Origin of the sequence: Tardiphaga sp. vice154 (assembly GCF_007018645.1) — a bacterium.
Lineage (GTDB): Bacteria > Pseudomonadota > Alphaproteobacteria > Rhizobiales > Xanthobacteraceae > Tardiphaga.
Genome location: NZ_CP041399.1, coordinates 1,182,658 through 1,202,660 on the forward strand (window position 1 = coordinate 1,182,658; position 20,003 = coordinate 1,202,660).

The 20,003-nt window shown below is 64.7% G+C and carries 18 protein-coding genes and 1 pseudogene; 12 read left to right on the plus strand and 7 right to left on the minus strand.

Annotation, left to right across the window (positions count from 1 at the left end):
• Positions 1–5 precede the first annotated feature (5 nt).
• Entirely contained in the window at positions 6–833 is an 828-nt protein-coding gene (locus tag FIU28_RS05530; RefSeq protein ID WP_143572016.1) for a DUF2189 domain-containing protein, read from the plus strand.
• A gap of 72 nt (positions 834–905) precedes the next feature.
• On the opposite strand, the gene FIU28_RS05535 is transcribed toward FIU28_RS05530, so the two are convergent.
• Entirely contained in the window at positions 906–1,703 is a 798-nt protein-coding gene (locus FIU28_RS05535; protein ID WP_143572017.1) for an N-formylglutamate amidohydrolase, read from the minus strand.
• Positions 1,704–1,810: 107 nt separating this feature from the next.
• On the opposite strand from FIU28_RS05535, the gene FIU28_RS05540 reads away from it, so the two are divergent.
• The 3 genes from FIU28_RS05540 to FIU28_RS05550 are packed head-to-tail and all read left to right on the plus strand — an operon-like array spanning position 1,811 to position 3,935.
• A complete protein-coding gene (locus FIU28_RS05540) occupies positions 1,811–2,701 on the plus strand; it encodes a transglutaminase family protein (RefSeq protein ID WP_143576054.1) in 891 nt (296 codons plus the stop codon).
• Positions 2,702–2,707: 6 nt separating this feature from the next.
• Positions 2,708–3,526 carry a transglutaminase-like domain-containing protein gene (locus tag FIU28_RS05545; RefSeq protein ID WP_143572018.1) on the plus strand — a complete coding sequence of 273 codons (819 nt, stop codon included), beginning with the start codon at positions 2,708–2,710 and terminating at the stop codon, positions 3,524–3,526.
• A 7-nt stretch (positions 3,527–3,533) separates the two neighbouring features.
• Positions 3,534–3,935 (plus strand): gamma-glutamylcyclotransferase family protein, encoded by a 402-nt coding sequence (locus tag FIU28_RS05550; protein ID WP_143572019.1) that lies wholly within the window; start codon positions 3,534–3,536, stop codon positions 3,933–3,935.
• A gap of 188 nt (positions 3,936–4,123) precedes the next feature.
• Here the strand turns inward: FIU28_RS05550 and FIU28_RS05555 are convergent, their stop codons facing one another.
• A complete protein-coding gene (locus tag FIU28_RS05555) occupies positions 4,124–4,807 on the minus strand; it encodes an MFS transporter (protein ID WP_143572020.1) in 684 nt (227 codons plus the stop codon).
• Between the two features lie 103 nt (positions 4,808–4,910).
• Here FIU28_RS05555 and dnaG point away from each other — a divergent pair, with 103 nt between their 5' ends.
• The 3 genes from dnaG (at position 4,911) to FIU28_RS05570 (ending at position 10,069) form a co-directional block, all read left to right on the plus strand.
• Positions 4,911–6,962, plus strand: coding sequence for a DNA primase (gene dnaG, locus FIU28_RS05560; protein ID WP_143572021.1), 2,052 nt, complete (start codon positions 4,911–4,913; stop codon positions 6,960–6,962).
• 233 nt (positions 6,963–7,195) lie between these two features.
• Positions 7,196–9,286, plus strand: a complete 2,091-nt coding sequence (rpoD, locus tag FIU28_RS05565; RefSeq protein WP_143572022.1) for an RNA polymerase sigma factor RpoD — start codon at positions 7,196–7,198, stop codon at positions 9,284–9,286.
• 219 nt (positions 9,287–9,505) lie between these two features.
• Complete coding sequence (locus tag FIU28_RS05570; RefSeq protein WP_143572023.1) at positions 9,506–10,069, plus strand: type 1 glutamine amidotransferase domain-containing protein; 564 nt, start codon at positions 9,506–9,508, stop codon at positions 10,067–10,069.
• Positions 10,070–10,361: 292 nt separating this feature from the next.
• Here the strand turns inward: FIU28_RS05570 and FIU28_RS05575 are convergent, their stop codons facing one another.
• On the minus strand, positions 10,362–10,835 hold the full coding sequence (locus FIU28_RS05575; RefSeq protein WP_143572024.1) for a hypothetical protein: 474 nt from the start codon (positions 10,833–10,835) through the stop codon (positions 10,362–10,364).
• A 601-nt stretch (positions 10,836–11,436) separates the two neighbouring features.
• On the opposite strand from FIU28_RS05575, the gene FIU28_RS05580 reads away from it, so the two are divergent.
• A complete protein-coding gene (locus tag FIU28_RS05580) occupies positions 11,437–13,137 on the plus strand; it encodes a methyl-accepting chemotaxis protein (RefSeq protein WP_143572025.1) in 1,701 nt (566 codons plus the stop codon).
• A 182-nt stretch (positions 13,138–13,319) separates the two neighbouring features.
• Here the strand turns inward: FIU28_RS05580 and FIU28_RS05585 are convergent, their stop codons facing one another.
• A complete protein-coding gene (locus FIU28_RS05585; RefSeq protein WP_143572026.1) occupies positions 13,320–13,592 on the minus strand; it encodes a DUF2798 domain-containing protein in 273 nt (90 codons plus the stop codon).
• Positions 13,593–14,006: 414 nt separating this feature from the next.
• Here FIU28_RS05585 and FIU28_RS05590 point away from each other — a divergent pair, with 414 nt between their 5' ends.
• Positions 14,007–14,378, plus strand: a complete 372-nt coding sequence (locus tag FIU28_RS05590) for a hypothetical protein (protein WP_143572027.1) — start codon at positions 14,007–14,009, stop codon at positions 14,376–14,378.
• A gap of 1,032 nt (positions 14,379–15,410) precedes the next feature.
• Here FIU28_RS05590 and FIU28_RS27435 read toward each other — a convergent pair.
• A pseudogene (locus tag FIU28_RS27435) lies at positions 15,411–15,536 on the minus strand (RlpA-like double-psi beta-barrel domain-containing protein); the annotation flags it as partial.
• Between the two features lie 693 nt (positions 15,537–16,229).
• Between FIU28_RS27435 and FIU28_RS05600 the strand changes: the two are divergent.
• The 3 genes from FIU28_RS05600 (at position 16,230) to FIU28_RS05610 (ending at position 19,020) form a co-directional block, all read left to right on the plus strand.
• Complete coding sequence (locus tag FIU28_RS05600) at positions 16,230–17,048, plus strand: lytic murein transglycosylase (RefSeq protein WP_143572029.1); 819 nt, start codon at positions 16,230–16,232, stop codon at positions 17,046–17,048.
• A 175-nt stretch (positions 17,049–17,223) separates the two neighbouring features.
• The gene (locus tag FIU28_RS05605) at positions 17,224–18,447 is read left to right on the plus strand and encodes a GGDEF domain-containing protein (protein ID WP_143572030.1); all 1,224 of its coding nucleotides are present in this window, start codon (positions 17,224–17,226) and stop codon (positions 18,445–18,447) included.
• Positions 18,448–18,501: 54 nt separating this feature from the next.
• A complete protein-coding gene (locus tag FIU28_RS05610) occupies positions 18,502–19,020 on the plus strand; it encodes a DUF4112 domain-containing protein (RefSeq protein ID WP_143572031.1) in 519 nt (172 codons plus the stop codon).
• A gap of 1 nt (position 19,021) precedes the next feature.
• On the opposite strand, the gene FIU28_RS05615 is transcribed toward FIU28_RS05610, so the two are convergent.
• Complete coding sequence (locus FIU28_RS05615) at positions 19,022–19,312, minus strand: hypothetical protein (RefSeq protein ID WP_143572032.1); 291 nt, start codon at positions 19,310–19,312, stop codon at positions 19,022–19,024.
• A gap of 248 nt (positions 19,313–19,560) precedes the next feature.
• Positions 19,561–19,941, minus strand: coding sequence for a hypothetical protein (locus tag FIU28_RS05620; protein ID WP_143572033.1), 381 nt, complete (start codon positions 19,939–19,941; stop codon positions 19,561–19,563).
• Positions 19,942–20,003: the final 62 nt, after the last annotated feature.

Sequence of the window (20,003 nt, forward strand, 5' to 3'; positions counted from 1 at the left end):
GGACCATGACATCCATCTCGGGAAAAATCGATCCTGTGGTGCGGCGCGTCAGCGTCGCCGATATTGCGGAGTCGCTCGGCCAGGGGCTGCGCGATTTCCAGGCCGCGCCGTTGTTCGGTCTGGCCTTCGCCGGGCTTTACGTCGCCGGCGGCATCCTGATCCTGCTCAGCCTGACCGCGTTCGGCATGGTGTACCTGGCCTATCCGCTGGCGGCGGGCTTCGCGCTGCTCGGGCCGTTCGTCGCGGTCGGCCTGTACGAAGTGAGCCGGCAGCGCGAGGCCGGAGAGGCGCCGTCGATGCGCGGCATCTGGGCTACCATCCGGGCCCGCCGGGAAATCGGCTGGATGGCCTTCGTCACGCTGTTCGTCTTTCTGGTGTGGATGTATCAAGTCCGCCTGCTGATCGCGGTGCTGCTCGGTCTGCATGCCTCGTTCTCCAGCCTGCCCGAATTCATCACGGTGGTGCTGACCACCAATGAAGGCCTGGTATTTCTCGCGCTCGGCAATTTGATCGGTGCAGCCTTGTCGCTGGTTCTGTTCTCGCTGACGGTGGTGTCGTTCCCGCTGCTGCTGGACCGCGACGTCGACGCGGTGACCGCGATGATCACCAGCGTGCGGGCGGTGGTGATGAGCCCGCTGCCGATGATCGGCTGGGCGGCCGTCATCGTGGTGCTGCTGGCGGTGTCGTCTCTGCCGTATTTTCTAGGGCTACTGGTGACCCTGCCGGTGCTCGGCCATGCCACCTGGCATCTGTTCCGACGCATCGTCGTGCCGCTCGGGCCCGGCGAGGATGCGGCGCCGCTGCCGACCTTGCGATGGCCGGCGCCGGGCTAGATCGTTACTTCCCCTTTCCCCCGGCGCCGCGCAGCGGCGTTGGCGGGAGAGCGGAAAGAAAGAGCAGCTCTGCTAGATCAGCCCGCGTTGCTTCAGCGTCACCTCGATCTCGGAGAACACCCGCGCCAGTCGCTCCGCCCATTGCGTCTCGCCGGCGGCATCGGAGATCAGATCCTGCCGGATTTCGATGCCGGTGTTCAGCAGCCCGCGCCGTTCGCCGTGCACCGGGATCGTATAGTCGGTGTCGTCGCTCACGGCATAGGGCTGGTTGTCGCCGACCACCAGCCCCGGCTCGGCGCGTAAGCCCTGCAGCACCAGCGGCGGCAGCACCCGGTCGTGTTGATACAGCGTGCCGATGTGCCATGGCCGGGCGATCCCGGCATAGGAAGGCGTGAAGCTGTGCAGCGACACCAGCACCGTCGGCTGGCCCGCCTGCAGCCGCGCGTCGATCACCGCGTCGATGCGCTGATGGTAAGGATCGAAGATCAGCCGGCGCCGACTCTGCGCGGCGGCCGCGTCGAGACCCTCATTGCCGGGCACCGTCGTGGCTTCGGAAATCAGCGGGATCGACGATGCCGCCTCTGGCGGCCGGTTGCAGTCGATCACCAGCCGCGAATAGCGCTGCGCCACCAGATGGGCGTCCAGCGCAGACGACATCCGCTCCGCGACGCCGGCGATGCCGATATCCCAGCCGATGTGGCGCTGGCGCTCGGCATCGGAGAGGCCGAGGTCGCCGAGCATCTGCGGGATCAGCCGGCCATAGTGATCGCAGGTCAGCAGGAAGGGCGATCGTCCCGCGGCGTTTTGTTCCCAAACCGGTGGAACATCATGGGTTCCGAAACGTAGTGATGTGTCGCTTGCGCGGTTCAAAGCGGTTTTCCCTCATCATTGCCTATTGAGGCAGCAATCTGGCCTGTCAATCAGCAGCGACCGGTATAGATTTGCCTGTACAAAGTCACGACATGAATGATTCAACGATGCCGCTGCTGACCATCCACCACAAGACCGAATACCGCTATTCACATCCGGTGGCGTTCGGCGAGCATCGCATCATGCTGCGCCCGCGCGACGGCCACGATCTGCGCATGTTGACCGGCAAGCTCGAGATCACGCCGGAGCCGATGACGCTGCGCTACATCCATGACGTGTTCGGCAATTCCGTCGCCATCGCTACCTTTGACGAGCGGGCCCGAAAACTGACCTTCACCTCGACGGCGACCATTGAGCACATGCCGGCCGACGAATTCGCGCTGACGTCCGATGACGAGGCGTACTTCTATCCCTTCAAATACAATTCCGACGAATTGCCCGATTTGCAGGAATTCATCCGCCCGCAATATGGCGATCCCGATGGCGAGCTGTCCTACTGGGCGCGCGAGTTCCTCGATCCCCAGGGCCCGACGCCGACCTTCCACATCCTCAGCGGCATGACCCACGGCATCCGCGCGCAGTTCAAATACCGCAAGCGCTACGAACACGGCACCCAGCACCCGCTCGATACGCTGCAGACGAAGTCCGGCACCTGCCGCGATTTCGCGCTATTCATGATCGAGGCGTGCCGAAGGCTCGGCATCGCCGCGCGCTTCGTCTCGGGCTATCTGTTCATCCATGGCGATCGCCAGCACGGCTATGTCGGCGGCGGCTCCACGCATGCCTGGGTGCAGGTCTATCTTCCCGCCGCGGGCTGGATCGAATTCGATCCGACCAACGGCATCGTCGGCAGCCGCGATCTCATTCGCGTCGCGGTGGCGCGCGATCCGCGCCAGGCCATTTCGCTGCACGGCACCTATCTCGGTTCGGCTGATGCCTTCCTCGGCATGGATGTCAGTATCAATGTCGTCTCCGCCGGCGAAGATGCAAAGGTATAGGATATTATGGAAATCAGGGTCGGCTTCGAGATCACCTATTTTGCGATCAACCCGACGCCGATGGTGACGATGCTCAGCATCCACCCGTCGCGCTATGGCGACATCGATGGCACCGAGAGCATCACCACCACGCCGGACGTGCCGATCACCTATTATCGCGACAGTTTCGGCAATGTCTGCGGTCGCCTGGTCGCGCCGGCCGGCGGCATCACCTTTCACGGCAACACGCTGGTGCGCGATTCCGGCAAGCCCGATCAGGTCGTGCCCTCGGCGCAGCAATTGCCGATCGACCAGCTGCCCGACGAATGCCTGCTGTATCTGATGGCGAGCCGCTATTGCGAGACCGATAAGCTGACCGACGTGGCGTGGTCATTGTTCGGCAACACCGAGCCCGGCTGGGCGCGCGTGCAGACCATCATCGCGTTCGTACATAATCATGTGAAGTTCGGCTACGAGCACGCGCATCACATGAAGTCGGCGCATGACGTCTACGAGCAGGGCAACGGCGTGTGCCGCGACTACGCGCATCTGGCGCTGACCTTCTGCCGCTGCATGGGCATCCCGGCGCGCTACTGCACCGGCTACATGGGCGACATCGGGATTCCCTATGACGGCTCGGTGATGGATTTCTCCGGCTGGTTCGAAGTTTATCTCTCGGGCCGCTGGTACACCTGCGACGCCCGCCACAACAAGCCGCGGATCGGCCGCATCCTGATGGGCACGGGCCGCGACGCCGCCGACGTGGCGCTGACCACCAGCTTCGGCCGCATGGACCTCGTCAAGTTCTTCGTCATCTCCGACGAGATCAAGCACCAGCCGGCGTAGGGGTGGGATGAGCGAACTCGATTGCGTCTTCGTCTACGGCACGCTGATGAGCGGCTTCGACCATCCGATGTCGAGGCGGCTTGCGGCGGGTGCAGATCTTGTCGGGCCGGCTTCGTGCCGGGGCCGGCTGTATAGGGTCGCGCATTATCCGGGGCTGCTGCATTCCGATGATGCGGCTGACGTGGTGCATGGCGAACTGTATCGGCTGCGCAACGTCGCGGAATTGATGGCCGCACTCGACGACTATGAAAGCATCGGTCCGGGCTTTGAGCCGCCGACGCTGTATCTGCGCGAGGTGGTTCCGGTGACGCTCGCGGACGGCCGCGTGCAACAGGCCTGGACCTATATCTACAACCGCCCGGTGGACGAAGCGAAGCGGATCGTGTCGGGAAAATTTTTGGAGAAGTAGTCGGACGCTTCTTCCTTCTCCCCTTGTGGCAGAAGGTGGCACGGCCGGAGGCCGTGACGGATGAGGGGGCACTAGGCTTGGAGTCTGTGGCGCCCCCTCACCCGTCTCGAACCGCTTCGCGGTGCGATCCACCCTCTCCCACCTAGCGAAGCGAAGCTTCGCGCGGGGGAGAGGGAAGCAAGAAAGCCCTACGCCTTCTTCCCCACAAACTCCGTCGCAAAGATCCCCGGCGCCAGCAGCGCGAACCCGATTCCGATATTGCTGATCGACGTGGTGCCGCCATGCGACGCAGCAAAGCCCGAGATCGCCGAACCCAGCGCGCCGCCGAAGAACGCCGAGCCGAGATACAGCGCGTTGAGACGGCTGCGGATGTCGGCCGGCAGGGCATCGATCGCGCGCTGGCCGGCCACCACATTGCCCTGGGTGCCTGCGTCGATCAGGATGCCGGCGATCACGAACAGCGCGATGCTGGCAGGGCCGTTGCCCTCGGTGCGGATCAGCACGAAACTCACCAGCACCGCGAGCATCGCCACCAGCGTGACGGTGCCGCCGCCGCCGCGATCGGCCATCCGCCCGGCCAGCGGCGCCAGCAGCGCGCCGCCTGCGCCGGACAACAGGAACGCCGACAGTGCGACGTGGCCAAAGGCAAAGGGCGGCGCTTCCAGCACGATCGGCATCGCCGTCCAGAACAGGCTGAAGGCGCCGTACAACAGGCACTGATAGGCCGAGCGGCGCTGCAGCACGCGGGTGTCGCGCATCAATTGCCACAGCGAGCCCAGCAGCCGGCCATAAGTCAGGCTGTGCTCCGGCAGCCGTCGCGGCAGCGCGACGGCCATCAGCGCGATCACGCCCCCTGTGAATAGCGGGCGCAACCTTGTGTCTCTCGTTTTTCCCGCCGCAAACCCTATATCGATGGTCGGCTGGTCACATCCCGTTCACCAAGACTCGCAGCCCCGACTCACCGCATAAGCACCCATGCGCTTCACGCCCCAGTTCCTCGACGATTTGCGCGCCCGGCTTCCCGTCTCGGAGGTCGTGAGCAAGCGCGTCAAGTTGAAGAAGGCGGGAAGGGAATGGAAGGGGCTGTCGCCGTTCCAGCAGGAGAAGTCGCCGTCCTTCTTCGTCAATGACGAGAAGGGCTTTTACCACGACTTCTCCTCCGGCAAGCACGGCGACATCATCTCCTTCCTGATGGAGACCGACGGCTGCAGCTTCCCGGAGGCCGTCGAGCGCCTGGCGCAGATGGCCGGCGTGGCGCTGCCGGCGGCGACGCCGGACGCCGCCCGCCACGCCGAGCGCCGCAAGACGCTGTACGACGTCATGGACCTCGCCGCGAAGTTCTTCGCCGAGCAACTGACCTCGCGGGTGGGTGCCAAGGCGCGCGGCTATCTCGCCGACCGCCAGATCTCGCCGACCGTGCAGCTGCAGTTCAAGATGGGCTATGCCCCGGCCGAGCGTTACGCGCTGAAGGAATATCTCGGCGCCGCCGGCATTCCCGTCCCCGACATGGTCGAATCCGGCCTGCTGATCGGCGGCGAGGACATTCCGGTGCCCTATGACCGGTTCCGCGACCGCGTCATGTTCCCGATCACCGATTTGCGCGGCCGGGTGATCGCCTTCGGCGGCCGCGCACTGGAAAAGGACGTCCCGGCCAAGTACCTGAATTCGCCGGAGACGCCGCTCTTCCACAAGGGCGACAATCTGTACAATTTTCCGATGGCCCGCACCGCCGCGCATAATGGCGCGGCCCTGGTGGTGGTCGAGGGCTATGTCGACGTCATCGCGATGGTCGGCGTCGGTTTCCACGCCACCGTGGCGCCGCTCGGCACGGCGCTGACCGAGAACCAGCTGCAGCTGATCTGGAAGATGGCCGACGAGCCGATCCTGTGCTTCGACGGCGACAAGGCCGGCCAGAAAGCGGCGTGGCGCGCCGCCGAGCTGGCGCTGCCGCACCTCAAGCCCGGCAAGAGTCTCCGATTTGCCCTGTTGCCGGAGGGCCAGGACCCCGACGATCTCGCCCGCTCCGGCGGCCGGATCGCGGTCGAGGAGGTCATTGCGGCTGCCAAATCGCTGTCCGACCTGATCTGGGCGCAGGCGACTTTGGGCGGCGACTTCGCCACGCCGGAACGCCGCGCAGCCCTCGAGGCCCGCATCAACGAACTCGCCAACGGCATCCGCGACGACGTCGTGAAGAAATACTACCGCCAGGACCTCGCCGAGCGGCTGCGCGCGACCTTCAACCCCAATGCCGGCCGCGGTTTTGGCGCCGGCGGCGGGTTCCGCGGGGCCGGGGCGGGTGGCGGTGGCTTCGGCGGTTTCGGCAACAAGGCCGGCGGCGGCTACGGCCGTCCGGGGGCGGCGCGCACTTTCACGCCGGGCGCGGCCGGCCGGATCGAGCCGCGCGGCAGGTCCTCGGCCTCGGCCGGCAGCCAGACCATCAACCGCTCGCCCTACCAGGTGGTAAGCCCGCAGCTCGCCAATTCCTCGATCATGCGCGGCCAGCGCAGCGCGATTTCGCGCCGCGAGGCACTGATCGTGCAATCCCTGATCAACCACCCCTGGCTGCTGCACGACAAGCTCGAGGAGGTCGCCGCTTTGGAACTGGCGCATCCCGAGATGCACCGGCTGCGCGCCGGGATCATTGCCTGCTTTGCCCATGACCATCACCATGGCGACGAAGCCCAACAAAGCGAGCAAATGCGTTCAGACCTCGTTAAGGCTGGATTTAGCGAACAATTGCAACATGTTGAGCGAGCCATTACCACCAAGGACGTGTGGGCGGCGCAGCCCGGCGCGGCGCGCGAGGACGTTCTTTCGACATGGATTCAACTGGTTGCCTTGCATCGCCAGTGGCACTCCTTACTTAGAGAACTGAAAGATGCCGAGCTGGCGCTTGGCGAAGAGGCCAGCGAGACGAATTATGGCTGGTTGCGCGACGTCAAGGCGCGGCTGGCCGAGGTGGACGGGATCGAGGCTCTGATCGAGGGGTTCGGTGAGTCGTCTGGCCGGTTTCAGCGCAGTTCTTGATGCAAATTTGCTGCGGACAGCCTACGGCGAAATCGCGAAAAGACTCGCCAAACCCGTGGTTTGGCTGCAAAAACACGGTTAATCGGAGCTTAACGCTCTTTGGCTTAAGTGCGGCAACCGTAAAGACCAGTTCAAGGGTGGCGAAGTCGAGCGCCACCCTTTCCGCGTCCAGCGGATGAATGATTGAAAGCGGCGGCAACGCCGCCCGCGTGATCGCGTTTCAGGAGCATTGAATGGCCACCAAGGCAAAGACGCTGCAGGCGAAAGACAAGGAAAAAGACGACAAGGCCGACGCGCCGGAGAAGGATGCTCCCGATGCGCCGTCGCCGTTGCTCGACCTTTCGGATGCCGCCGTCAAGAAGATGATCAAGCAGGCCAAGAAGCGCGGCTTCGTGACCTTCGATCAGCTCAACGACGTCCTGCCTTCGGACACCACCTCTCCCGAACAGATCGAAGACATCATGTCGATGCTCTCCGATATGGGCATCAACGTGTCGGAATCCGACGACGCTGACTCGGACGAGGAAGAGACCAAGGAAGAGGCCGAGGAAGAGACCGACAACGAACTCGTCGAGGTCACCCAGAAGGCCGTTACCGAGACCAAGAAATCCGAGCCCGGCGAGCGCACCGACGATCCCGTCCGCATGTATCTGCGCGAGATGGGCACGGTCGAGCTGCTGTCGCGCGAGGGCGAAATCGCCATCGCCAAGCGCATCGAGGCCGGCCGCGAGGCGATGATCGCAGGTCTGTGTGAAAGTCCGTTGACGTTCCAGGCCATCATCATCTGGCGCGACGAATTGAACGAAGGCAAGATCTTCCTTCGCGACATCATCGATCTCGAGGCCACCTATGCCGGCCCGGATTCCAAGAACAACATGAACCCGGCGCTGATTGCGCCGCCGGTCGCCGCCGATGGCGACGCCGATGCGGTCACAGCCCCGCCGGCTGCGCCGCCGGCGCCGACCCCGTTCCGCGCCGCGCCGCCGCGCTCCGCTCCGGCACCGGAGCCGGCCGCTGCCGAAGGTGACGACGGCGACGACGACGAATTCGAAAACCAGATGTCGCTCGCCGCCATCGAGGCCGAGCTGAAGCCGAAGGTCGTCGAGACCTTCGACAAGATCGCCGACAACTACAAGAAGCTGCGCCGCCTGCAGGAGCAGGACATCGCCAACCAGTTGCAGAGCGAGACGCTGTCGCCGGCCCAGGAGCGCAAGTACAAGAAGCTCAAGGACGACATCATCGTCGAGGTGAAGTCGCTCCGCCTCAACCAGGCGCGTATCGATTCGCTGGTCGAGCAGCTCTACGACATCAACAAGCGCCTCGTCTCCTTCGAAGGCCGCCTGCTGCGGCTCGGCGACAGCCACGGCGTCGCCCGCGAAGACTTCCTGCGCAACTACGTCGGATCGGAGCTCGATCCGAAGTGGCTGAATCGCGTCTCGAAGCTCTCCGCAAAAGGCTGGAAGAACTTCGTCGCGGTCGAGAAGGACCGCATCAAGGAGTTGCGCAGCGAGATCCAGCAGCTCGCCGGCCTCACCGGGCTCGAGATCGGCGAATTCCGCAAGATCGTGCACGGCGTGCAGAAGGGCGAGCGCGAAGCCCGTCAGGCCAAGAAGGAGATGGTGGAAGCCAACCTCCGTCTCGTGATCTCGATCGCCAAGAAATACACCAACCGCGGCCTGCAGTTCCTCGATCTGATCCAGGAAGGCAACATCGGCCTGATGAAGGCGGTGGATAAATTCGAATACCGCCGCGGCTACAAGTTCTCGACCTATGCGACCTGGTGGATCCGACAGGCGATCACGCGCTCGATCGCCGACCAGGCCCGCACCATCCGCATTCCCGTGCACATGATCGAGACCATCAACAAGATCGTGCGCACGTCGCGCCAGATGCTCAACGAGATCGGCCGCGAGCCCACTCCCGAGGAACTGGCTGAGAAGCTGGGCATGCCTCTGGAGAAGGTGCGCAAGGTCCTGAAGATCGCCAAGGAGCCGCTGTCGCTTGAGACGCCGGTGGGCGACGAGGAAGATTCGCATCTCGGCGACTTCATCGAGGACAAGAACGCGATCCTGCCGATCGACGCCGCGATCCAGTCCAATTTGCGCGAGACCACGACCCGCGTGCTGGCCTCGCTCACCCCGCGCGAAGAGCGCGTGCTGCGCATGCGCTTCGGCATCGGCATGAACACCGACCACACGCTGGAAGAAGTCGGCCAGCAGTTCTCGGTGACCCGCGAGCGCATCCGCCAGATCGAAGCCAAGGCGCTGCGCAAGCTGAAGCACCCGTCAAGGAGCCGCAAGCTCAGGTCGTTCCTGGATAACTAAAAGTAGGGCGGGTTAGCCGAAGGCGTAACCCGCCGCCGAACGGATGGCGGATTACGCTACGCTAATCCGCCATCCGTTGAAATGCCCGGCTCGCGCCGGGCATTTCTTTGTTTTGCCACCCCGCCAGCCAATTCAACGTGATCGCAGCGGCGCGCAGCACACGGAACGATCATTGGCGCCAGCCATTGTCCTCACATCAATTCAACGATGGAGAACATCATGTCCGCTCAACTGACCGGCAAGCGCGTCCTCATTCTCGCCACCAACGGCTTCGAACAGTCGGAACTCGAAGTTCCGCGCGATCGCCTCACCGAGGCCGGCGCCGAAGTCCATGTCGTCTCGCCGGAAGTCGGCGTGATCCGCGGCTGGGACGGCGACGACTGGGGCCAGTCGGTCAAGGTCGACGCCACGCTGGCCACTGCGAAGGCCGACGACTACGACGCGCTGGTGCTGCCGGGCGGCCAGATCAACCCCGACCTCTTGCGCGTCAACGAGGATGCGCTGGCGCTGATCAAGGCGTTCTATGCCGGCGGCAAGCCGATAGCCGCAGTGTGCCACGCGCCGTGGCTGCTGATCGAGGCCGGCATCGTCAAGAATTTGAAGATGACGTCGTATCACTCGATCAAGACCGACGTCATCAATGCCGGCGGCAAGTGGGAAGACAAGGCCGTCGTAAGCGATGGCGGCATCATCACCTCACGGAATCCCGGCGATCTCGAAGCGTTCTCCAAGCAGATCATCGCCGAGATCAAGTCCAGCAAGCACCAGCGCGCTGCCGCGTAAGGAGCGTACTCGGAGTAAGTATCAACGCGTCGCAGCCTCGCTGCGGCGCGTCTTCTTTACAAACTATCAAACGCATCGTTTGCGGCTAACGTGCTTTGTTACCAACAGCGCCGACGTTCTTCCCCTCCCCCTTGCGGGGAGGGTGGCGCGTTTGAGAGCGCAGCGAACAAACGTGACGGGTGGGGGTGCCGCAGACGCTGTCGCCTGTGGCACCCCCACCCGACCGCGCTGCGCGCGGCCACCCTCCCCGCAAGGGGGAGGGTAAGAACAGCGCGTCGCGGCTTTGCCCACCCTACGCTTTCACCCGCCGTCTCAGCCTCGGCCGCCACACGCCGAACGCGACATTGAGCACGGAGAGCGCGATCAGCACCCAGATCGTGCCGGTGATGGCGCCCGAGGTCTCCACCAGCGCCGCACCACTCGCCAGCGCCTGCGCGCTGCGCTCGGCCTCGTCCTGCAAGGGGCCGACCACGCCGGCAAAGCCGGCCTCGAACACCAGCACGCCGGTGGCGAGCTTGACCAGCGCCCAGCCGGCGTTCTGGTAGGCGCGGTTGGCGGCCATCGCCAAGAGGCCCGACACCAGCGTCAGCCCCAGCGACGGAAACAGCACCCAGCCCGCGATCCTGCCCATCGCGCCGTACAGCGCGGAATATTCGGCGGCCTGCGACGGCGCAGGCGCCAGCGCAAGCAGCACCAGCAGGCAGGTCATCGCGCCCATCATCCCGATCGCGCCGATGGTGTGCAGGAATTTCAGCAGCCGTCGCATGTTGCCGTCCGCGCCGTGAGCGTGCCCCATCGTAGCCGGCCCGATGCGCCCTGCAAGCGCGGCATCTTGCACCCTGCGCCACTGTCCATGCTCGCTCCCCCCTTGCGGGGTGGGCCGGGGAGGGGTGCCAAGGGTTCCGCCGCCGATGGCAAATGGAACATCGCCTGCCGCCGCCCGCAGTGTAGTTCCACCAATGTCAGAGTATCGACTTTATCCGCAAGGGAGTTTGCCGCTGGCCCGGATGCTTGGCTATCTGTTGCTCAACGTCGCCGAGATGCGTTCTCGCAAAAGATCACCGGGGAACTCAAGAACGGCAAGCATCGGCGCAGCGCGGCGCAACTGCTCCGGCGCTAGCAGACGAGGAACCGCGCGCCGCAAGGTCCGCCATCTGCTTGAGCGTTACATCGCGCCGAAGCCCTGACTAAACTCGGTGGAACTCGGTCGCCTCTGTACGACACCGCGCTCAGTCCCGCTTCAATTTGTGAATCTCCGCATGATTAAGAGTTGCTTAGGCGGGCGTCCGCATGGTGGCGCATCACGTCATGATTCCACCGATGACGGTCGGAATCCCTGGCGAATGGCCGGAGCAGGATGGAACCGCATGAGCTTTGTTAGCAATACCAGAATTTCCACGCGGGTTGCCACCGGCTTTGCCACCGTCCTTCTGCTCATGGTGTCGCTCACGGTGATCAGCATCTACCGGGTCAACAGCGTCAGCACCAATCTCTCCTTGATCAACGACTTCAACAGCGTCAAGCAGCGCTATGCGATCAATTTCCGCGGCAGCGTGCACGATCGTGCGATCCTGGTGCGCGACATGACCCTCGTCGAGCCGGGCGAGCAGGCCAACGTGCTCAATGACATCAGCCGGCTGGAGGCGTTCTACGCCGACTCCGAGGCCGCGATGGAAAAGATGTTCGCGACCCGGCCGGACATGACCGCCGATGAGCGCAGCATCAACGCCGAGATCAAGGCCGCCCGGAGCCGTGCCAACGCCGCGCTGAAGCTGGTGGTCGAGCAGCAGAAGAAGGGCGACGCCAAGACGGCGCGTCTGACGCTGATGAACGAGGCACGGCCGGCCTTCGTGACGTGGCTCGCCGTCATCAACAAGTTCATCGATCTTCAGGAACGCAAGAACAAGGAGGTCGCTGCCAGCGTCAGCGAGGTCACCCAGAGCTTCGAGACGCAGATGGAAGTGCTGTGCGGACTGGCGCTGATCGTCGGCTGCGGTTTCGCTTGGTGGAGCATCAGCTCGGTGCGGCCGCTGCGCAGCCTGACCACCAAGATGCGCAGCCTGGCTGCCGGCGATCTGACCGTGGAAATTCCGCAGGCGACCGCCGATGACGAGGTCAGCGAAATCATCCGCGCCGTGGGGGTGTTCAAGAGCAGCGCCATCGAGGTCGAGCGCTTGAAGGCCGACCAGTTGCAAACCGAACAGCGCGGCGCCGCAAAGCGCCGCGCCGACATGATCAAGCTCGCCGATGGCTTCGAAGGCGCGGTCGGCGAAATCATCGAGACCGTCACCACGGCGTCCGGCGGGCTGGCTCAGTCGGCCGGCACGCTGAACAAGACCGCCGACAAGGCCCAGAAAATCGCGGCAACGGTGGCCGAGGCCTCGGACGCGGCATCCAGCAATGTGCGGTCGGTGGCGTCGGCGACCGGCGAGATGGCGTCTTCGGTCAACGAGATCAGCCGACAGGTGCAGGATTCGGCGCGCATATCCGCCGACGCGGTGGCGCAGGCGCGCAAGACCAACGACCGGGTCGGTGCGCTGTCGAAGGCCGCCGCCCGCATCGGCGATGTCGTCGAACTGATCAACACCATCGCCGGCCAGACCAATCTGCTGGCGCTCAATGCCACCATCGAGGCGGCGCGTGCCGGCGACGCTGGCCGCGGCTTCGCGGTGGTGGCGAGCGAAGTGAAAGCGCTGGCCGAGCAGACGGCCAAGGCCACCGGCGAGATCGGGCAGCAGATCGCCGGCATCCAGGCGGCGACGCAGGAATCGGTCGATGCGATCCTGGAAATCAGCGGGACCATCGAGAAATTGTCCGACATCTCCTCGACGATTGCCGCCGCGGTCGAACAGCAGGGCGCGGCCACGCAGGAAATTTCCCGCAACGTCGAACGCGCGGCCGAGGGCACCCGGCATGTCAGTTCCAACATCGTCGAGGTGCAGCGCGGCGCCAGCGAGACCGGGACGGCGTCCTCGCAGATCCTGTCGGCGGCGCAGTTGCTGTCGCGCGACAGCGACCGCCTCAAGCAGGAAGTCGGCAAGTTCCTCGACTCCGTGCGCGCCGCTTAAGGCGGCCAGCGCGTAGGACGGATTAGCGTTCGCCGTAGCTCGCAGAGCTTCGGTGAAGGCGTAATCCGCCTCCCGTCGATGGCGCATGACGATGGGCGGCGCAAAACACTGCGCTATTGCGCCCTACGCTTGCTGATCCACGAAGGGCGGCAGCTCTGCCGCCCTTCGTCTGGCGGTGCCGGTCAGCCCTCAGGCCGTGGCGGCGCCACGACGAGCGCGACGAGGCGCCGGACCATGGGCAGCAGCGCGAGCAGGGTGGGAAACGACACCAGCCACGACAGACCCCAGGCCACCGGCCAGGTGGTGAGGAAGGCTTGTGTCGGCCCCAGGCTCTTCAGGGTCGAAATCGCCGAGACCACGAAGGTCATCAGCAGCGACAACACCAGCGGCATCACGACGGATGCGTAGCGCGCCGGCAGTTTGCCGCGCGATTGCAGCTTGCGAAGCATGTTCATCAGGTCACTCGTGGATAGGTCGGTCGATCGATCAGGTCCGCAGCAGCATTCTCCGGCTCGATCCGACCGGGTTGAATGCGTTGCCTGACGTGAGACGCTTACGGTGCGCAGGAGCGCAGCGCGAACCTCATAGCGCCGCCCGCGCCGCGGCGCCAGCGGAAATTGCAGGGTGGCGGAGAGCGACGTGGCGGGGTGTCCGTGAAGGCGGCCCCTCCGTCATTCCGGGATGCGCCAGACGGCGCAGCCGGCTGGTGAAGGCCCGGAATCCCGAGATGTTCAATGCATCTCAGGATTCTAACTCGTATGGCGGACCAGCGAAGCGTAATCCGCCGATACGACGAGAGGCGGCGCAATACGCTGCGCTATTGCGCCCTATGCGTGCGACCCGTCTCGGCACTATGGAAGGATGCCGGCATGAGGAAGTTCGTCAAGTTCGGAGTGCTGTTGGGCGGCGCGGCGGCGGCTACGGCGACGTTGCTCGCGCTGACCTGCGGCCTGCTGGGTATCGGCCTTGCCGCCGTGCCGCAGAAATTCGCTGCGAACGATGCGCTGTATCTGTTCGGGGCAATCATCCTGGCCGAGTTCTATTTCCTCGCCAATGACGCGCTGGCCTATCTGTCGCGCGAAAACCCGCGCCGCTTCGGGATCGAATTCTCCGAACTGCCTTTCAACTACGATAACGACAACAGGAATACGCCGATCCCGCTGCGTTTGAAACTGTTCGGCCTCTACCCGCTGATGATCGCGATCGTGTGGCTGATGCTGGCCGTCAGTCTGGCCGGATAGGCGCGTAGGGCGGATCAGTTATCGCCGCAGATTGCAGCTGTGGAAAAGGCGTTATCCGCTGCCCATCGACAGCGCCGGACCGGCTGACGGCGCAATACGCTGCGCTATTGCGCCCTACGCTCGCCACGCAATGTCAGGCACCGTGCGGGAACCCTGCACCGGCGGTCATGCTCCCTCCCCCCTTGCGGGGAGGGCCGGGGAGGGGGGTGCCGCGCGCGCCGCCGCCGATAGCAACCCGGTAGCCCGCATGAGCGAAGCGACATGCGGGACCGCCTGCGCCCGCACTACCCCGCATCCCGCGACGCTCGTGCGGGCTTTGCCTGCTCGGAACCGAATAATGATCTTTTTTGATCAGCCGCAGTGCACCCATCCGAATACCTTGTACTGTATACTCAGCGACAGGCAGTGGGAGTTGGCTATGTCAGATCGAACAAAACTCATGATGACGCCTCGAGGGCGATTCATGCAGCTAGCCCAGGAGCAGATGTCAGAGTTCGAACGACGGGAAGCCGAGTTTCGGAAGGAAGAACGCAAAGAGCGGGAGAAGGCGTTACGCATGACACACCATGTCGATGCATCGTACTGACGCATCTTCTCAAGTGCGATGAACTGCCACAGGCAGGATCATGTAACTGTCACATGCGCTTGACTGACATTGGCTAGAAGAATTTCTCGTCTAGAGGTTGACCGCGAGGGCAATTCGCGGATGCTCTATTCGATCGGCCTTGTGGGTCGACCCCACCTGCTTTGGCCCGGCCCGGCGCGCCCCCTCCAGGTTGTCGCGCTGGGCCAACGGCCGCATCCGACCGGGTAGGAACCTACGACCCTGTCGGAACAAGAACTGAGGCCGATCGCCACTGCAAGGCGCAGCTTATCCTGGACGATTATCAACCCCCAGCGCGCGCGACGCCTGAAACACAAATAGCTTTGCACCGGTGCTTTGCGATGGCGTGGCCTTTATGATCGGGGCTTTGGAGCATTCATTGTCGATACTGTCGGCCCGGATCGCGACTTTGCGCTAACGACATTCGGCTAATGGCGATCGACCGACACCCGCGCGGTTCCACCCATACCGATCGCGTTCGCCGCAGCGCGCGACAGGTCAATGCAGCTTCCAGCGATGAACGGGCCCCGATCGTTGATCCGCACCTTGACGCTGCCCCAGGCATGGTGAAGCAACGTCACAACAATTTGGATGCCCTTGACAATTTTCCTAAGTCGACTATAATCCTCCTCATCCCGTCTCACTGAGAGAGGCGGCTCGCGATCGTCACGGTCTGCGGGGCGGGATGCGGTGGACGCGCGTGGTGTCGTCCGGCGGACAACTGAAAGGGGGGCCGGTGGCCCCCGAGATCACCGCCGGAGAGGACGACGAGGCTGCGCGCGGCCGGCCCAAGTCGCGTTTTCCCGGCGCATCGCCTTGCGCCATGGGGCGGCGCCTGCGGCTGTCTCCTCTCAACGAGGGTGGCCAAAGCGCGTTAAGTCCCCTGCAGCGGTGGTCGAACAACAAGGCTCGTTCACCGGGGGTCTCGCGAAGCAAGCCGGAAGCCCACTGCGTGCGGAACGCCGGGTGATGCCCCGGTGAATCCGAGACGACCGGGCGCATTGCCTTGCCGAATACGGCATCGGCGCCTGGAGCCACGGGTGCATCGGGCACCCGGCGTTCCGCACGCTCTCTCGAAAGGGAGGGCGGGGAATGATCCACCCCCCGGGCGCGCTGCGCGTCGCGGGATCGCGAACCCGCGTCGGCGGCCAGCCGCTTTCAAGGAAGCCGCGCCGCCTTGCCGTTGCCGTTTTGACGTCGCACCTCCCTGCATGGCAGGATGACTGCTCAATCATAAGGAATTTCAAATGTCGGGACGTCGTTGGGTGATCGCTGCAGGCGCCTTGTTGCTGGCGCCGTTCGTGCTCGCAGCCCCCGCCTCGGCCGCGCGCTGCGGCGGCGATTTCAACGCCTTCGTCGCCTCGATGCAGCAGGAGGCAGCCGCCGCCGGCATCTCGCAGGCAGTGATCCAGAGCGCCTTCGCCGGCGTCACGCAGGACCCCGCGGTGTTGTCGTTCGATCGCCGCCAGCGCGGCACCTTCAACAAGACCTTCGAGCAATATGTCTCGACCCGCGTCGGCGCCGGCCGCATCTCGATCGGCAAGCAGATGCTGCTGAAGCACGCCTCCTTGCTGTCGCGGATCGAGGCGCGGTTCGGCGTGCCGCCGGAGATCGTGGTGGCGATCTGGGGGCTGGAGTCGGATTTCGGCCGCGGCGACATCGGCAAGATGCCGGTGATCCGCACGCTTGCCACCATGGCGCATGATTGCCGCCGCACCGAACTGTTCCAGGGCGAGCTGCTCGCGGCGCTGAAAATCCTGCAGCGCGGCGATCTGCCGAAGTCGGACCTGGTCGGCGCCTTCGCAGGCGAGCTCGGCCAGACGCAATTTTTGCCGTCGTCCTACATCAAATACGGCGTCGATTTCGACGGCAACGGCCATGTCGACCTGCGCCACTCGGTGCCCGACGTGCTGGCCTCGACCGCCAATCTGCTGAAGACCGCCGGCTTCAAGGGCGGCCAGCCCTACGGCGAGGGCACGCCGAATTTCGAGGCGATGCGCGAGTGGAACCGGGCCACGATCTACCGGAAGACGATCGGCTACTTCGCCGACCGGCTGCGCGGCTAGAAGGTAACCATCGGTCAGAAATTCGCGCCTGGCCGGTGAATTACGGGTCCGCGGTCAGGTTCCATTAACGCGGCAGGCTGCATCGTACCGCCGGCGACAGCGGAACGGCGCGGCGGATCCTTGACATGAGCTCATCACCTGAGAACGGCAGCGGACGGGCGGATCGGCGGTTGCGATGCTGAGCGTGCCGACCATGTGGACGGTGTTTCTGGTCAATTTCGTCGCGCTGGGCCTGGTCTGGACCTATGTCGCGCGGGCCTATCCGAAATTCACCCCGGCGCGCTATTGGGCGGCCTCGACCGCCGTCGCGGGGGTGGGCAGCGCGGTGTCGATGCTGCGCGGCGAGGTCGATCTGCTGATTCCGGTCCTGCTCGGCGGCGGCATCCTGATCTTCTCCAGCTACATCAACGCCTATGGCGTGTTGCGGTTCTATCATCGCCGGGTGTCGTGGCGCCTCGCCGTCCTGGCCACCGCGCTGACGGTGGCGGCGCTGGCGCTGTTCACGCTGTGGCGCGACGACATGGCGGTGCGGATCGTGATCTATTCGGTTGGGCAGTCGGTGCCGCTGCTGATCGCAACGCGGGCGATGTTGACGGCACAGCGCGACCGCGCCAATCCCGGCGCCAGGCTGGCCGGCACGATCGGCGTGTTGTTCGTCGGCGTCCATGTGCTGCGCTCGGGCGCAGCACTGCTGTCGATCGGCGGCGCGCTGACGCTGATCGATTTCAATGCGCTGCAGGCCATACTGCTGCTCTTGATCGTGTTTCTGACGATGGCGTGGAATTTCGGCTCGCTGCTGATGGCGATCGATGCGCTGCGCGGCGAACTGACCGAGCTAGCCCTGGTCGATGACCTGACCGGCGCCGCCAACCGCCGGCATTTGCTGCAGCGGCTCGATGAGGAATGCGCCCGCGCGGTGCGCTCCCATGTGCCGTTCGCGTTGCTGGCGATCGACCTTGACGGCTTCAAGGTGATCAATGACAGCCATGGCCACGCCGCCGGCGACGATTGTCTGCGCCACTTCACCACGATGGCGCAGAGCATGTTGCGGCCGGGCGATCTCCTGGCGCGCACCGGCGGCGACGAATTCTGCGTCGTGCTGCCGGGCACCGGGCTGCACGATGCCGCATCGATCGCTGCGCGGATCCTGGAGGCGTGCCGGCTGGATGCCGAAGGCTGCAGCGCCGGCGAATTGCCGATCGCGGCCTCGATCGGCGTCGCGCAATGGGAGCCGCCCATTGCCACCCACCCCGAACATCTGATCGCCGCGGCCGATCGGGCCCTCTACGCCGCCAAGCATGGCGGCAAGAACCGCCATGCGCTGAGCCCGCTGACCTCGCCGTCGCTGGTGCCGGACACCGCCGGCGCGCTGCACCCGAACCGCCCGACGCGCGCCTGAGCACGCGACGCGATGCCGCTTGCGAAAGCGCCGTCTGCTACCCATGTGACGCGTATGGCGAACGAACGAACATTTTCCCGCACCGCGACCGCAGCCCGCCCCCATGCGGCGCGCGGCCCGATCATCGATCAGGACGGCCGCGAGGTCGGCCCCGAGAGCCTGCGTCCGGACGCCGCCGGCATTCGCTTCGATTTCAGCACGCACCAGGCCAATCCATTTGCGGCACTCACGCGCGAGGAGCGCGTGGCGCGGCTGGAGGCGCTGGCGAAATTGCTGGATGTCGCTTTCGTGGTGCCGGGCACCAACATCCGCTACGGCATCGACGGGCTGATCGGCCTGGTGCCGGTGGTCGGCGACATCATCACGACCGCGATTTCGCTGTGGCTGGTGCGCGAGGCCCGCGCGCTCGGCGCGCCCTGGCACATCACGTCGCGGATGCTCGGCAATGTGGCGCTGGACGGCGTCGTCGGCATCGTGCCGTTTGTCGGCGATGCCTTCGACGTCATGTTTCGCGCCAACGTCCGCAACATGCGGATGCTGCGCAAATGGCTGGACAAGCAGCCGAGGCTTTAGCTTAGGCAGCGTCCGCGTCGTCGGTGGCGGCCTCCGCGGCCGGCTCCGGCGCCCGGCGCTCCAGCGGGAAGTCTTCGCTCTCATACAAGGTGCGAATGCCGGACTGGTCGAAGCGGGCCTCGTCGACCTGCAAATAGGCGCCGTTAAGCGAATCCGCCGGCAGTTGTTCGATCGCGAACTGCACCGCGGCGGCAGCGGTGTCGAAACGGCGATAGGCGAAGCCGGCCCGCTTCTTCTTGCGGATCGCGGCGGGGAACAATTCTGCGGCGGTGTTGTAGCTGAAAGCTGCCATGGTCCGGGACCTCAAATGATTGTACGCAACGAAACGACGCTTCCTTCGCGACAGCAGCCGGCTGGCGGCCCGCGGAACATCATTTCTGGACAGACCCTGATATAAGCACGTTTTGCCCGATTGCGACAGCACCGATGCAGCATGATGAATGGCTGCGCCAGCTCCGCCAAGCGTTCATAAATCGTGTTTTTGCAGGTACCTGGCGGAAGATGCGGGGTTCCTCGCCGGCGTGCGGCGCGATTTGTCGGCTATTGGCCGCTGGAATCCGGGATCGGCACGATCTTCAAGGGCGTGGTGAAGGGCTCGACGCGCAGCGCGTCATTGGACAGCAGCCCGACCTGGCGCAACGGCGCCTGCTCCAGCGCACCGGCTTCGGCCTTGCGCACCGCATATTGCCAGACGGTCATGGTGCCCTCGGATACCAGCCGCTTGGCCACGCCGCCGGCATTGCGCGCGTCCAGCTTCGACATTTGATCGTCGGTCATGCCGATCACGATCTCGTCGCGGGCGGAGATCACCTTGAACAGTGACACCTTGTCGGTGGCCAGCGCCGGGTGGGAGACGATGGTCTCAAGCAGCAGGCCGGCTAGGCCAATGCCCAGCAGCCAGCGGTTGGAATGGGTCGACATAACGGTAGCCTTCAGTGCTTTGGACGGTATGCATGCGGATGAGGCATGTCGTTAATTGAGGC